General features: G+C 58.9%; 11 protein-coding genes. 6 read left to right on the plus strand and 5 right to left on the minus strand.

The genetic code is table 11. The features are described from left to right. Positions 1–15: 15 nt before the first annotated feature. Positions 16–186 carry a type II toxin-antitoxin system HicB family antitoxin gene (locus tag TX82_RS15545; RefSeq protein ID WP_005011180.1) on the minus strand — a complete coding sequence of 57 codons (171 nt, stop codon included), beginning with the start codon at positions 184–186 and terminating at the stop codon, positions 16–18. A 207-nt stretch (positions 187–393) separates the two neighbouring features. On the opposite strand from TX82_RS15545, the gene mpl reads away from it, so the two are divergent. The 5 genes from mpl to TX82_RS00790 all read left to right on the plus strand — a co-directional run bounded on the left by mpl (position 394) and on the right by TX82_RS00790 (position 7,459). Continuing rightward, positions 394–1,812 carry a UDP-N-acetylmuramate:L-alanyl-gamma-D-glutamyl-meso-diaminopimelate ligase gene (gene mpl / locus TX82_RS00770; protein ID WP_005011184.1) on the plus strand — a complete coding sequence of 473 codons (1,419 nt, stop codon included), beginning with the start codon at positions 394–396 and terminating at the stop codon, positions 1,810–1,812. Continuing rightward, a complete protein-coding gene (locus TX82_RS00775) occupies positions 1,809–2,906 on the plus strand; it encodes a hypothetical protein (protein WP_005011195.1) in 1,098 nt (365 codons plus the stop codon). Before mpl ends, TX82_RS00775 begins: the two co-directional genes overlap by 4 nt. A 104-nt stretch (positions 2,907–3,010) precedes the next feature. After that, positions 3,011–3,919 (plus strand): radical SAM protein, encoded by a 909-nt coding sequence (locus tag TX82_RS00780; protein WP_005011200.1) that lies wholly within the window; start codon positions 3,011–3,013, stop codon positions 3,917–3,919. A gap of 148 nt (positions 3,920–4,067) precedes the next feature. Further along, on the plus strand, positions 4,068–4,616 hold the full coding sequence (locus tag TX82_RS00785) for a thioredoxin family protein (protein WP_042251511.1): 549 nt from the start codon (positions 4,068–4,070) through the stop codon (positions 4,614–4,616). A gap of 20 nt (positions 4,617–4,636) precedes the next feature. Beyond that, positions 4,637–7,459 (plus strand): UPF0182 family membrane protein, encoded by a 2,823-nt coding sequence (locus TX82_RS00790; protein WP_005011206.1) that lies wholly within the window; start codon positions 4,637–4,639, stop codon positions 7,457–7,459. Positions 7,460–7,497: 38 nt separating this feature from the next. On the opposite strand, the gene purF is transcribed toward TX82_RS00790, so the two are convergent. From purF to purS, 4 genes are read right to left on the minus strand one after another with little or no spacing between them, the layout of a single operon-like run. Beyond that, positions 7,498–8,934 (minus strand): amidophosphoribosyltransferase, encoded by a 1,437-nt coding sequence (gene purF, locus TX82_RS00795; RefSeq protein WP_005011207.1) that lies wholly within the window; start codon positions 8,932–8,934, stop codon positions 7,498–7,500. Then, on the minus strand, positions 8,912–11,146 hold the full coding sequence (gene purL / locus TX82_RS00800) for a phosphoribosylformylglycinamidine synthase subunit PurL (protein ID WP_005011208.1): 2,235 nt from the start codon (positions 11,144–11,146) through the stop codon (positions 8,912–8,914). Before purL ends, purF begins: the two co-directional genes overlap by 23 nt. Next, entirely contained in the window at positions 11,143–11,841 is a 699-nt protein-coding gene (purQ, locus tag TX82_RS00805; protein WP_005011209.1) for a phosphoribosylformylglycinamidine synthase subunit PurQ, read from the minus strand. Before purQ ends, purL begins: the two co-directional genes overlap by 4 nt. Positions 11,842–11,859: 18 nt before the next feature. After that, on the minus strand, positions 11,860–12,108 hold the full coding sequence (purS, locus tag TX82_RS00810) for a phosphoribosylformylglycinamidine synthase subunit PurS (protein WP_005011210.1): 249 nt from the start codon (positions 12,106–12,108) through the stop codon (positions 11,860–11,862). Between the two features lie 275 nt (positions 12,109–12,383). On the opposite strand from purS, the gene TX82_RS00815 reads away from it, so the two are divergent. Continuing rightward, entirely contained in the window at positions 12,384–14,444 is a 2,061-nt protein-coding gene (locus TX82_RS00815) for a bifunctional aldolase/short-chain dehydrogenase (protein ID WP_005011211.1), read from the plus strand. Positions 14,445–14,449: the final 5 nt, after the last annotated feature.

The raw sequence follows: 14,449 nt of genomic DNA on the forward strand, positions 1-14,449 counted from the left end.
TTTGAGTAATTTATCTCAAGTAAACCTTAAGTTGGACCCATCTTCCAAATACAGCTCAATCGCTTCTTTGATGTTTGCGATGGCTTCTTCGCGGGTTTCGCCCTGGGAAATACAACCACGGAGGGAGGGAACATAAACGGTGAAACCGCCTCCTTCCTGCGGTTCCAGAACGATGGCGAGTTTCATAGAGTTACCCTTGATTGAATAGGGATATTTTTGTGTCCTTAAATTATAGGCATAGTGGGCAAAACTGGCAAACCGGGTTTGAATTTCTCACTTCCCGCCCTGAATCCACCCACCGCAGGCAACCAAACATAACCCTTTGTTTTAAAGCCCTTTCTATCACCCTAACTCTTGACTTTACCGTGAGTTGGGCCTAGAATTTCTGCTTCCATGAAATCCGAATCCGACGCCCGCCAATCCATCTACCTCATCGCCGTCTGCGGCACCGGCATGGCTTCGCTCGCGGGCCTGCTTAAAAAAGCGGGCCACCGCGTTCTGGGCTCCGACGCCAACATCTACCCGCCGATGAGCACCCTGCTGGAACAGATGGGCATCGAAATCCGCCCCGGCTACAAGGCAGACAACATCACCGGCGACATCGACCTCGTCGTCGTCGGCAACGCGGTCTCGAAGGACAACGCGGAGGTCCTCGCCGTCCAGCAGGCGGGCATCCCGTACATCTCGTTCCCGCAGGCGCTGGCGCGGTTCTTCCTTGAAGGGCGCACCTCGCTCGTGGTCACCGGCACGCACGGCAAAACCACCACCACCGCGCTCCTCGCGTGGGTGTTCGAGGCGGTGGGACGCAAGCCGGGCTTCATGGTCGGCGGCTGGCACAAGAATTTCGACAGCAATCATCAAGTCCCGCAGGGCGATTTCTTCATCACCGAAGGCGACGAATACGACACCGCATTCTTCGACAAGGGGCCGAAGTTCCTGCACTACCGCCCGCACGGCGCAATCTTGACCGGCATCGAGTTCGACCACGCGGACATCTACCGCGACCTCGACCACATCAAGGACGCCTTCCGCCGCTTCGTGGAAACCGTTGACCCGGAGGGCTTCCTTCTGGTGGAATGTGCCGACGGCAACATCAAGGACGTGCTGGAGGGCGCGCGATGCAAGGTAGAGACCTACGGCTTCAGCAAGGACGCGGACTGGCACATCGCCTCCTTCGCCTGCACCGACGGCGTCAGCGAGTTCGACCTGCACCATCAGGGACGCTACATCGCGCGCTTTTCTTTGCCGATGATCGGCCGTCATAATGTTCTCAACTGTGCGGCGGTTATCGCGGTGGCGCGGAACTCCGGCATCTCGGTGGAAGAGATCGCCTCCGCCCTGCCCTACTTCAAAGGCATCAAACGGCGGCAGGAAGTGGTCGGCGAGGCTGACGGCGTGGTGGTGATCGACGATTTCGCGCACCACCCAACGGCAATCGACCTCACCCTCGAGGCGGTGAAGGAAGCTTGGCCGGAGCGCACGCTGTGGGCGGTGTTCGAGCCACGCTCGGCCACCTCCAAGCGCAACGTGTTCCAGTCGCGCTTTCCCGACAGCTTCCTGAAAGCGGACAGGACGGTGATCGCGGCGGTGCCTGCGCCCGAAAAGATAAAAGACGATGAACGGCTCGATCCTGCCGCCATTGCCGAAGCCCTCAAAGCGCGCGGCAAAGAGGCCTGGCATATTGAGTCGGTGGCGGGTATCGTGGACCATATCGCACAACACCACACGTCGAACGACGTCGTGCTGGTGATGTCGTCCGGCGGCTTCGACGGCATCCACCAGAAACTGCTCGACCGGCTGGGAGCACAATGAACACGCTTGGGAAACTGAAACTCGATCTGATGGGACGCGGCGTCGTGCTGCCTGAAGCGGTGCGCAAGGACGAACTCGTCGCCGCCTCGATGTACAAGGACCGCGGGCGCGACGAGTTGGCGTTTTTGCTGTCGGAGGATTTCTTCGTGCGCGCGGCGGTGCAGTCGGAGGGCGCGGACAGTCCGACGCTTCATATCGAGAAGGACCGCTTCGTACTCAGCCACGGTCCGGGCGAAACCACTGTGCGGCTCATCCCGCCGCCGCAGTTTCTGCAGGTGGCCGATCCGGCAAAAAAACCGGTGGCGGCGAACATTCAAATGGACGGCTACTGCCTGAACCTGTTCCTGCGCTCCGACCCCAAGACCGAAAAGCTGAACATGCCGGAACGCGACATCATCTCCCTCATCCGCTCGGCGTTCGAGGAAGGCGTGGCCGACCTCGTGCAGTTGAACCTGGAGTTCTGCGAAAAGGAAGACCGCTGTCTGCACGCCATGACGCCGGTTATGAAAAGCATCAAGAAAAATTTCCGCACCTTCGTCGCCCTGCGCGGCTTTTTGCCGGACGACCTGGCGACCATCGACCACATGTACGCCGCCGGGGTGGATATCATGGTGTTTGCCTTCACAGGCGGCGGTCATTCGAGCGAAAAAGAACAACGCGCGCTGGAATACTCGACGGGGGTGTTCACGCCGGGGTCGGTGTTCATCGAGGTCGGGTTCGGGCACGGCGACCTGTCGGCGGTGCAGGATCAACTCACCCACCTGACGAAAATGGGCGTCATCCCGCTTCTCAAACTTCCGGAGGACGGTGTGCGCGACCCGGCGGAGTTCGAGCGCATCCACACGCTGGTGGAGCATCTCGCAAAGAGCGCGCAGAAGGATCGCCTCAACCTGAAATGGCTGTATCCGTCCGGGCGGATGGTGACCCCACTCGACGCGCCGTTTTTCATGGAACCGCCGGAGACCGCCCGGCTGGCCCTGCGACCCGTGTACAAATCGCGCCTCGGCCGCACTGCGCTGGAAGGCTTCGCCGCCCTGCGCCGCAAACTGCGCGTCAAAAACATCAGCGACTCGTACGAGTCCGCCGGCCTGTAAGCCCCTGTAAGTTTTCCCCGACCGCACCGACTCACCTCCCAAGCGGCCCCAACCGGGCCCTAATGAAGTTGAACCGTAAATTCCCTTTCTGTTAGGATGGCACTATGGAACTCGCACCGAAGGTCCCCATTCCAGAGCAGGCGCCGGTGATCGAAAAGGTCCCGGAAGTGCCGATGACGGGGCTCGAAACCCTATGGCTCCAGATCGGTGGCACCTTGTGCAACCTCGCCTGCACGCACTGCTTCATCAGTTGCCATCCCAAAAACGACACCATCCCGTTCATGACGCTGGAGCAGACCCGCTGGCGGCTGGAGGAATCGAAGCGACTCAACGTGAAGGATTATTACATCACCGGCGGCGAGGTGTTTCTCAATCCGGAGATCTTCGAAATCCTGGAAGCCATTCTTGAATACGGGCCGTGCACCATCCTCACCAACGGCCTTCTTTTGACGCCGAAACGTGTCGAGCGGCTGGTTGAAATTCAAAACAAGGCCGCTCACGAAATGCATTTCCGCGTGAGCCTCGACAGTCTGGACGAGAAGGAAAACGACGCCATCCGCGGCGAAAACTGTTTCCGACTCGCGCTCCAAGGCATGGCCAATCTTTCCAAAGCGGGATTCTCGACGCACCTGACGATGGTGCGAAGCTGGGACGATGAGGAGGACGCCATCTGGGAAAAGAAAGCCCTCGCTTTCATGAAGGAACATCACGTGCCGGAACCGCAGGTGAAGTTCCTGCCCGGCTTCCTGATGGGCGAACTGGCGCGCACCGAACGCGGCTATCACGAAAACGAACGCGTCACTGAAAAATGTTTCGAGAACTATCCCATCACCAACTTGCAATGTTCGTCGTCGCGCATGGCGACGTCGCAAGGCGTGTACGTGTGCCCCATCCTCGTCGAAGAACCGTCTGCAAAAATGGGCGACACGCTGGAAGAAACGATGCGCCCGTTTCCCCTGGGTCATCCCGCGTGCTACACCTGCCGGATTTCCGGCATGACCTGCAAAAGCTGACCCCTCATTCCGGTCTGTTTCGTATTTCCATTTCCGGTTGAGTCCCCCCGGACCGCGTGCTAGCATGGATTCATTCCAGAATGCCACGCCCCAACAGGCGTCCGGCTCGCATGCATACCGGACTTTCATCCATAATAAGGAAAGCATCATGGCATTGGCCCATTCTACGATGGTTCCCCTGGGAACCCAGGCACCTGACTTTTCCCTGCCCGGCACCGACGGCAAAACGTACTCTCTGGACAGCTTCAAAGACACGGAAGTGCTGGTGATCATTTTCATGTGCAACCACTGTCCGTACGTGAAAGCGGTTCTGCCGCGGCTCATCGACCTGCAGAACAAATTCGCAGACAAAAGCGTGCAGATCGTAGGCATCAATTCCAACGATGCCGTGAAGTATCCGGACGACTCGATGGAAAACATGAAGAAGATCGCGATTGAAAAGAACATCCCGTTTCCATACCTGTTCGACGAGACGCAGGCCGTGGCGAAAACGTACGACGCCGTGTGCACACCGGATATTTACGTTTTCGGTCCGGAACGGAAACTCCTGTACCGCGGCCGCATCGACGACAACTGGGAGCATCCGGAACAGGTCACACGACGCGACCTGGAAGACGCCATCAACGCCATCCTCGATGGTCAGCCCATGCTGGAGGAACAGATTCCTTCGATGGGATGCTCCATCAAATGGAAATGAACGGATAACGAAATAATCTTATGAAACTGTCCCGCAAATGGTTCGTGACCCTCGTCGCAGTGGTCCTGTTTTTCCTGCTTTTCACCGAGAAGCTGGTTACCTTTTATATCGATCTGGTCTGGTTCGAAAAATATGGATTGTTGTCTGTCATCTGGACCATCCTCGGCTCGCAGTTCGGCTTTGGTTTTCTGTTCGGTGGCCTGTTTCTTGCCGTGACGTTCGGTACTCTTCGCCGGGTGTACCAGAAAACGTCGCACCTGCCTGTGATCCTCGCCGACCAGACTCGCCGCGACATGCCGTTTCTGGAAATGGTCGCCGACAACCTGAAACCGCTGATCCTGCTGCTGCCCCTGATCTTCAGTGTGTTCGTCGGCCTCATCGCGGCGGAACGCTGGGATGTGACTTTAAAATTCCTCAATCACGTCCGCTTTGGCGAAGCCGACCCGATTTTCAACAAAGATTATTCGTTTTACATATTCGTTCTGCCGTTTCTGGAAATGATCAAGAGCTGGCTGTGGGCGGGGCTGGCGTTGATCGGTTTCGGCGTCTCGCTCATTTACTTTTTCAAGCAGTACATTTTTTTGTCGCCGAAAGGATTCGCCACGCTCCCCGAGGCGCGGCGCACGCTTTCATGGCTGGCGGCGTTTGCGTTTCTCAACCTGGCCTTCGACATCTATTTGCGCCGTTACGGGCTGCTCATTCAGTCGCAGTCACAGGTGGTGGCGGGTATCAGCTACGCCGACGACTGGGGACGCCTGCCGGCTTATAACCTGCTCATCGCGCTGGCGTTCGTGGGAACCGCATTGAGCATTTTGAACATCAACCGCGAAAACCTGCGGCGCATTTTCATCTGGGCCGTTGCGGTGACCGTGATTTACGCCACCGGCAACGTTTATCCCAGCCTGCTCAAACGGTTCGTGGTCGACCCCAACGAACTTGAAAAGGAAACACCGTATATCGAGCACACCATTGCCGGAACCGTGCGCGGTTACGGCCTGACCGATGTCGAGGAAAACGTGCTGACCGGCGCCAATTCTCTGAAAGCCTCCGCCATTCAGAAAAACTACCTCACCATCGAGAACATCCGCCTGTGGGACCAGGATCCTTTGCTGGATACTTTGGGGCAGATCCAGGAAATCCGCACTTACTACCAGTTCAGCGCCGTGGACAACGACCGTTACATGATCAACGGCAAATACCAGCAGACCCTGCTGTCGCCGCGGGAACTGGACTCCACCAGCCTGCCCAACCGAACGTGGATCAACGAGCACCTGACCTTCACCCACGGCTATGGCGTGTCAATGAGCCCCGTGAACCAGGTGACGCCGGAAGGCTTGCCGGTCCTGCACATCAAGGACATCCCGCCGCAATCCTCCATCGACAAGCAGATCACGCGGCCGGAGATTTATTACGGCGAGCTGACCAAGAACTACGTGTTCGTGAATACGGGCACCGAAGAGTTCGATTACCCCAAGGGCGAGAAGAACGTTTACAAGAATTATGAAGGCAAGGGAGGCATTGCAGTCAATTCCTTCATGCGCAAGGTGCTGCTGGCAGCACGCTTCAAGACGCTGAAGATTCTTTTCTCAAACGATATCATGAACGAAAGCCGTGTGCTTCTGTACAGGAACATCACCGAGCGCGTGGAGAAGGTCGCGCCGTTCCTTCGACTGGACCGCGACCCTTATATGGTGATCAACGATGAGGGAAGGCTGGTCTGGATTTGCGACGCCTACACCACAAGCGACAAGCTCCCCTACTCGCAGTCTATCCGCGACCCGGAAGTGATCCGCGGTGTGGCCAATTACATCCGAAACTCGGTGAAGGTCACCATCGACGCCTACGACGGCACGATGACGTTTTATGTTACTGATCCCAAGGACCCGATCATCGCCACCTATCAGAAGCTGTTTCCGGTCATGTTCCAGCCTTTCGAGAAAATGCCGGAGGACATCCGCAACCACATCCGCTACCCGGCAGACCTGTTTGCCATCCAGGCGTTCGTGTACGGCACCTACCACATGGAAACACCGCAGGTGTTTTACAACAAGGAAGACCAGTGGCAGATCCCGATGATCGACGGCAAACTGATGCGGCCTTATTACACCATCATGAAACTGCCCAGGAAGGAAAAGGAGGAATACATCCTCATGCTTCCCTTCACTCCGCGCAACAAGGAAAACCTGTCTGCATGGATGGTCGCCCGCAGTGACGGCGAAGATTACGGCAAGATGGTGGTGTATACGTTTCCGAAACAGAAACTGGTGTACGGTCCGTCGCAGATCGTGGCGCGCATCAACCAGGACGCAGAAATATCACGTCAGATTGCCCTTTGGGACCAGCGCGGCTCCAACGTCATCCAGGGCAACCTGCTGGTCATTCCCGTGGACGAGTCGTTGATTTACGTGCGCCCGCTCTACCTGAAAGCCGAAGGCGGGAAGATTCCGGAACTGAAGCGCGTGATCGTCGGTTACCTGGACCAGATTGCCATGGAACGCACGCTCGATGAGGCGCTGGGCAAGATTTTCACGAACCTGGGTACGCTGAAAGAGGCGCCGTCTTCATCCGAAGACCAGTTCACAGGAAAAGAAGAAAGCGAATCGGGCACCCTGCAGGCGAAAGTGCCTTCGGGAACAATTGTGCTCAAGCGGTCGGATTACCTGAGGATCAAGGAATATTACCAGCGCACCCTGCGCTCGCAGGCCCTTCTCGACAATGCGATTTCGGGTTACAAGGAAGACCTGAAGGATTTGGGGGCTTTGCTTGAAAACGCAGAGGTGGTGGAACCCACCATAGAGAAGAAAAAGGCCACCGTTCCGCCGACTGAAACGCCCTCCCCCTGACGAAAACCTGCGTGAAGGGCCTGTGTGCTCCGGAGGAGTCACACGTCCGGCGTTTCGCTCCCGAACAGCTGCAGTTGCACCGGTTGATGGCCGCGGCCGTCGATGTCCACCGGGTACTGTCCATCGAAACACGCCGAGCAGAACTTTCCACTGTCCTCGCCCATCATATTCAGCATGTTTTCCAGGTGCAGGTATTCCAGTGAATCCGCCGTGATGAAGTTACGCGTTTCCTCCAGCGTGTGGCGGGAAGCGATCAGCTCGTCGCGGTTGGGCGTATCGATGCCATAAAAACATGGAAACAGGGTCGGCGGTGAACTGATGCGTACGTGTACCTCCTTCGCTCCGGCATCGCGTACCATCTTCACGATCTTGCGGCTGGTGGTGCCCCGCACGATGGAGTCGTCAATGATGATCACCCGCTTCCCCGATATCAGCTTCTTCACCGCGTTCAGTTTCACCTTCACGCCGAAGTGACGGATGGGTGACTGCGGTTCGATGAACGTGCGCCCGACGTAGTGGTTGCGGATTAGCGCCATCTCGAACGGAATGCCGGATTCTTCCGAGTAGCCGAGCGCCGAGAGATTTCCCGAGTCCGGTACCGGCACCACGATGTCCGCCTCCACCGGCGACTGGTTCGCCAGCGCTTTTCCCATACGCTTGCGCACCGAATAGGTGTACTCGCCGAAAATCAGGCTGTCCGGCCGTGCAAAATAGATGTGTTCGAATATACAACGCCGTGTCTCCTGCCGGTGAAACGGGAAAAAGGACTGCAATCCATCTTCATTTATAAGCAGGACTTCGCCCGGCTCCACTTCGCGCAGGTATTCCGCTTCAATGAGGTCCATGACACAGGACTCCGATGCCACAATGTACGCTCCGTCCAATCTCCCGAGGCACAGCGGGCGGAACCCGTGCGGGTCGCGGGCCACAACAACTTCGTGTTCTGTCATAAGCGCCAGCGAATACGCCCCCTGCACTCCGGCCAGCGCCTCGATCACACGGTTGACGAAAAGTTCCTGGTGGCTGTGCGCGATGAGGTGGACGATCACTTCACTGTCGTTGCTGGACTGGAAGATCGCGCCTTCATCGACCAGCGCTTCGCGAATCTGGTCGGCATTCACCAGGTTGCCATTGTGCGCAAGCGCCATTGAGCCTTTGGCGTAGTTGATGAGGCAAGGCTGGGCGTTGACGATCTGGCTCACGCCCGCGGTGGAGTAACGGTTGTGGCCAATAGCGATGTTACCGGGAAGCTTTTTTATGCGCTGGGAGGTGAAGATGTCCGCCACCAGGCCCATGCCCAGTTCAACGTACATCTTGCCGCGGTCGCTGGTGGCGATGCCCGCGCTCTCCTGCCCCCGGTGCTGGAGGGCATAGAGTCCGAGGTAAACGAGGTTGGCCGCTTCGGGGTGACCGTACACGGCCACCACGCCGCACTCCTCGTGAAACTTATCGTTAGCGGGAAACTCGATTGGCATAACCGCTCAAAGAATGTTTCCAGATATCGGCGAGCGTCTCCACATCTTCCTGGATGTACGCTTCGCCATTGATGCTGAACCGGAACCCCGACCCGCCGACCGTGCCCAGCGTTTGAAACGCGACACCCGCCTTTTCCGCGTCGGATTGCAGGCGCGTTTCCTGCGACTCTTCAAAAGAAACCACGATGCGCGACTGCGACTCGCCAAACGCCAGCGCATCCGGCCGCAATGTGGTTTCCATTTCCACCACCGCACCCAGCGGTTCGAGTCCGGAGAAGCAGGACTCCGCCAGGGCCACCGCCAACCCGCCTTCGGAACAGTCGTGCGCCGACGCGATGAGGCCGTTCCGAATCCAGTCGCGGCACACCCGCTGGACGTCCATTTCTTCCTTGGGATTCAATACGGGAGGTTTGCCCTGGCACCGGTTGAAAATGCGTTTCAGGTATTCACTGCCGCCCAACTCTTCCAACGTCAGGCCCAACAGACCGATCCTGTGCCCCGGCCGTTTGAACCACTGAGTCATGTGCCGGGACCGGTCCTCCAGCAACCCCACCACCGCCACGGTGGGCGTGGGAAATATCGCTTCGCCTTTAGTTTCATTATAGAGACTGACATTGCCACTGACCACAGGAATGTTGAAAAAGCGGCAGAAATCGCCAAGACCCTGCACCGCCTGCTGGAACTGCCACATGATTTCCGGGTTCTCCGGGTTGCCGAAGTTGAGGCAGTTGGTCACGCCGATGGGCTCCGCGCCGGAGCAGGCCAGGTTGCGGCAACCCTCGGCCACCGCGATCTTCGCTCCCTGAAAGGGGTCGAGGTAACAGTAACGGCTGTTGCAGTCCACAGAGATGGCCAGCGCCTTGTCGGAGTCCGGCACGCGCAGAACGGCGGCGTCCGACCCCGGCAGAACCAGCGTGTTCAATCCCACCATATGGTCGTACTGGTCGAATACGATTTCCTTGCTCGCAATGGTCGGGCTGGCCAGCAGTTTTTTGAGCGCGTCTCCGCCGGGGTCCACCACCTCGATCTCGTTCAGGTCCAAGTGCTGGACGGCATCGAGGTATTTGGGTTTCCGGGTGGGGCGGTGCGTCTCCGTCGCGCCGTGCACCACCACTTCGATGGGCAGGTCCACCACCACCTCGCCGCCGAAGCGGATGCGCATGTGGCGGTCGTCGGTGACGCGCCCGATGACGGCGGCGTCGAGATCCCACTTGCGAAAAATCTCCAGCGCTTCGTCCTCGTGCCCGCTTTTGATGACGAACACCATGCGTTCCTGCGATTCGGACAGCATGATCTCGTAGGCGTTCATGCCCTCCTCGCGCATCGGCACTGCGTCGAGGTCCAGTTCCACCCCGCTGTCGGCGCGCTCGGCCATCTCGAACGATGAGGAAGTCAGCCCCGCCGCGCCCATGTCCTGCACACCCACCACCCAGTCCTTCTGCATGATCTCGAGGCAGGCTTCGAGCAACAGTTTTTCCATGAAGGGATCGCCCACCTGCACCGTCGGGCGTTTTTCTTCCGTCGAGTCGTCAAACTCCGCCGATGACATCACCGCACCGTGGATGCCGTCGCGGCCGGTTTTCGATCCGACGTACAAAATCGCGTTGCCGACGCCCGAGGCGCGGCCGAGGAAAATCTTGTCCGCCTTCACCAGCCCCAGGCAGAACACGTTGACCAGGATGTTGCCGTCGTAGCACTCGTCGAAGTAGATGTCACCGCCGACGGTGGGCACGCCGATGCAGTTGCCGTAACCGGCAATGCCCTTCACCACGCCGTGGAACAGGTAGCGCATCTTGGGATTGTCCGGGTTGCCGAAGCGCAGGGAGTCGAGCAGTGCGATGGGCCGCGCACCCATGGTGAAGATATCGCGCAAAATGCCGCCGACACCCGTCGCCGCGCCCTGGTACGGTTCGATGAATGAAGGATGGTTGTGGCTTTCGATCTTGAACACCGCCGCCTGCCCGTCGCCGATGTCCACCACACCTGCATTTTCGCCCGGACCCTGCAGAACGCGCGGGCCTTCGGTCGGCAGGGTTTTCAGGTGCGGCTTGGAGCTTTTATAACTGCAATGCTCGCTCCACATGGCGGAGAAGATGCCGAGCTCGACGAGATTCGGCTTGCGTCCGAGCAGGTCGCAGATGCGGTCGTATTCACCGCGGGTGAGCCCGTGCTGGGCGGCCTGTTCGGCGGTGATGAGCGACGGCGCACTCATGCCCGCACCCCGGTTTTATGGAACAGCGAATCGAACAGCTTCTGACCGTCAATCTGCGGCCATACCGGATCGGCACAGCGCTCCGGATGCGGCATCATTCCCAATACGTTTCCCGCGTCGTTGACGATGCCCGCGATGTTGGCAAGCGAGCCGTTGGGGTTGGCCTCCTCCGTCACGTTTCCCTGCGCATCGCAGTAACGGAACACGATGCGCCCGGTGTCCTCGAGTTTCTTCATCGTGTCGGCATCGGCGTAGTAACTGCCCTGCGCGTGGGCGATGGGGATGTTCAACACTTCGCCGGATTCGCAGGCGCGGGTGAAGGGGGTGTCGACGTTTTCCACCTTCAGGTGAACGTAACGGCACATGTATTTCTGCGTGCGGTTGTCGAGAAGCGCACCCGGGAGCAGTCCCGCCTCCACCAGAATCTGGAAGCCGTTGCAGATGCCCCACAGCAGGCCGCCCTTGTCGGCGTATTCCACCACGGCTTTCATGATGGGCGAGAAGCGCGCGATCGATCCGGCGCGCAGGTAGTCGCCGTACGAAAACCCGCCGGGCAGGACCACGAGGTCGAATCCGTCGAGCGACGTGTCCTTGTGCCAGACCCTCGTGGTGTCCGCGCCATAGACGTTTTTCAGGATGTGGAAGCAGTCGCGGTCGCAGTTGGAGCCGGGAAATGTGACGACGCCGCAATTCATGATTCGATCACCGGACGGTCAGTTCTGAGGTTCGAGGGTGAAGCGGTAAGATTCTATGACGGTATTGGCCAGAAGTTTCTCGCACATGTCGCGCACGCGCGCTTCAGCCTCCGACGCCTCGACGCCTTCGAGTTCGATTTCCATGTAGCGGCCCAGGTGCACGTCCCGCACCTCGTTGTAGCCGAGGTCGTTGAGCGCGTGGTGCACCGCCTTGCCCTGCGGATCGAGGACGCCTTGCTTCAAAGTGACATGGATTTTTGCGAGCATGTATGGGTGTTCGGGACCACGCAGCGTAACTTGAGCCGTGAGCCGGGTCCGGTTTGAGAGTCGATTCGGGCGAATCGGGAAGGCACCGTCCAACAGGGCGAAAACCAACGCCCACCGCCTTGGATTCGCGGCAAGATTAGCACAGAACCCCGCCGAATTCATCCGACTTTTATTGCGCTGGCGCGCGCCCGGGTTAATCCTCTGTATTTCATAAATTTTCCGCTTGCTGATTTTGCAACTTTATTTGCCGGGCCGGATTTGTTATTTTGCTTTCCATGAAGAATCGCTGGAACGATAAAGAGGCGCAGGCGGCCATCGAACGCTGGTCGAACGTGAACGAGGACATTGCCCTCCGCGTGTACACCTCGCGGCTGATCGGCGCGGATACGGAGCTGGTCCTGCACGGCGGCGGCAACACCTCGGTCAAATCGCGCATCCCCGACCGCTTCGGCGAGGACATCGACGTGCTGTTCGTCAAAGGCAGCGGCTGGGACCTGGACTCGCTGGAGCCGCCCGGCCTGCCGGGGGTGAAACTCGGCCCCATCCAGAAACTGCGGCAGTTGGACGGCCTGTCCGACGAGGCGATGGTCAACGACCAGCGCACCAACCTGCTGGACGCCTCGGCGCCGAACCCGTCGGTCGAAACCCTCCTGCACGCGTTTCTGCCGCACAAATTCGTCGATCATTCGCACGCCGACGCCATCCTCGTCATCGCCAACCAGCCGGACTCGGTGGAAATCTGCAAGGAGATTTACGGCGACGAGTTAGGCGTGGTCGATTACATCATGCCGGGGTTCGATCTGGCGAAAGCGGCGGCGGAAGCCTACGAAAAAAATCCGAACGTGAAGGGGCTGGTGCTCATCAACCACGGCCTGTTCACCTTCGCCGAGACGGCGAAGGAAAGCTACGACTACCACATCGACGCGGTGACGAAGGCGGAAGACTACATCGCCAAACAGCAGGTCAAAAAACTCACACCGCAGACGATGTCGATTGGCTCCAAGAGCCCGGACGAAATTTTCCGCCGCATCGCCCCCGCCCTGCGCGGCATATACGAAAAAGAATCAGGCGTGCCGTGGCTGGTGCATCACCGGCAAAGCGAGACGGCGTACCACTTCGCCACCAGCGAGGAATGCCTGACTTGGTCGCAGATCGGCACCGCCACGCCGGACCACGTCATCCGCACCAAGCAGAAGCCGCTCCTGCTGAATCTCCAGAATCTTGACGATCCGGAAAAACTGTGGGATGAACTCACCGAAGCGTTGCAGAAGTACATGGACGCCTACCACGCCTACTTCAAAAAGAACTGCGATGCCAAGGGCATCGAGAGAAAAGAACTCGACCGCCTGCCGCGGGTGATTCTGGTGGCGGGACTGGGGCTCATCACCGTCGGCAAGAACGCGAAGGAAACGCGCATTTCCGCCGACATCTACGAACACACCATCGACATCATCCATCAGGCGTTCAACGTCGGGACCTACCAGCCGCTGTCGGACTTCGACCTCTTCGACATGGAGTACTGGTCGCTGGAGCAGGCCAAGCTGGGCAAGGCCAAGCCGCCTGTGTTGAACGGCAAGGGGGTGTACGTAACGGGTGCCGCCTCCGGCATCGGCCGCGCTACGGCGCAACTGTTCGCCGAGCAGGGCGCGAACGTGTTCATGACCGACATTAACCCCAACCAACTGGCGGAAGCCGCTGACGAAATCAAGAAAGCAACGAAGGCGAATCTGTTGGCGCGGGTGGTGGACGTGACCGACGAAAAGGCCGTGCGTGAATCGTTCGAGCAGGTGGTGCAGCACTTCGGCGGCATCGACATCCTGATCTCCAACGCCGGCAACGCCGTGCAGGGTCCCATCGGCGAGGTGGACAGCGCCACCTTGAGGCAGAGTTTCGAGCTCAACTTCTTCGCGCACCAGTCGCTGGCGTCACAGGCGGTGCGGCTGTTCAAAACGCAACGCACCGGCGGCGTGCTGTTGTTCAACGCGTCGAAGGCGGCGTTCAATCCGGGCAAGAATTTCGGACCCTACGCCCTGCCCAAAGCGGGGGTGGTGGCACTCACCAAGCAGTACGCCCTCGATTACGGCGCCGACGGCATCCGCTCCAACGCGGTCAACGCCGACCGCATCCGCACCGGCATCTTTCCGCCGGAATTCGTGAAAGAACGCGCCGCCGCGCGGGGTCTCAGCGCCGACGAATACTTCCAGGACAACCTCTTGAAACGCGAAGTGACCGGACGCGACGTGGCCGAGGCGTTCCTCGACCTCGCGCTCGCCGAGAAGACCACCGGCAGTATCGTCACCGTCGATGGCGGCAACATCGCCGCCTCCCCGCGATGACGTTT

It is taken from the genome of Nitrospina gracilis 3/211, assembly GCF_000341545.2.
GTDB classification, from domain to species: domain Bacteria; phylum Nitrospinota; class Nitrospinia; order Nitrospinales; family Nitrospinaceae; genus Nitrospina; species Nitrospina gracilis.

Bases quoted from the DNA above. Each gene is read 5' to 3' on its own strand.
- TX82_RS15545 (WP_005011180.1), bottom strand. From the start codon at position 186: ATGAAACTCGCCATCGTTCTGGAACCGCAGGAAGGAGGCGGTTTCACC.
- mpl (WP_005011184.1), top strand. From the start codon at position 394: ATGAAATCCGAATCCGACGCCCGCCAATCCATCTACCTCATCGCCGTC.
- TX82_RS00775 (WP_005011195.1), top strand. From the start codon at position 1,809: ATGAACACGCTTGGGAAACTGAAACTCGATCTGATGGGACGCGGCGTC.
- TX82_RS00780 (WP_005011200.1), top strand. From the start codon at position 3,011: ATGGAACTCGCACCGAAGGTCCCCATTCCAGAGCAGGCGCCGGTGATC.
- TX82_RS00785 (WP_042251511.1), top strand. From the start codon at position 4,068: ATGGCATTGGCCCATTCTACGATGGTTCCCCTGGGAACCCAGGCACCT.
- TX82_RS00790 (WP_005011206.1), top strand. From the start codon at position 4,637: ATGAAACTGTCCCGCAAATGGTTCGTGACCCTCGTCGCAGTGGTCCTG.
- purF (WP_005011207.1), bottom strand. From the start codon at position 8,934: ATGCCAATCGAGTTTCCCGCTAACGATAAGTTTCACGAGGAGTGCGGC.
- purL (WP_005011208.1), bottom strand. From the start codon at position 11,146: ATGAGTGCGCCGTCGCTCATCACCGCCGAACAGGCCGCCCAGCACGGG.
- purQ (WP_005011209.1), bottom strand. From the start codon at position 11,841: ATGAATTGCGGCGTCGTCACATTTCCCGGCTCCAACTGCGACCGCGAC.
- purS (WP_005011210.1), bottom strand. From the start codon at position 12,108: ATGCTCGCAAAAATCCATGTCACTTTGAAGCAAGGCGTCCTCGATCCG.
- TX82_RS00815 (WP_005011211.1), top strand. From the start codon at position 12,384: ATGAAGAATCGCTGGAACGATAAAGAGGCGCAGGCGGCCATCGAACGC.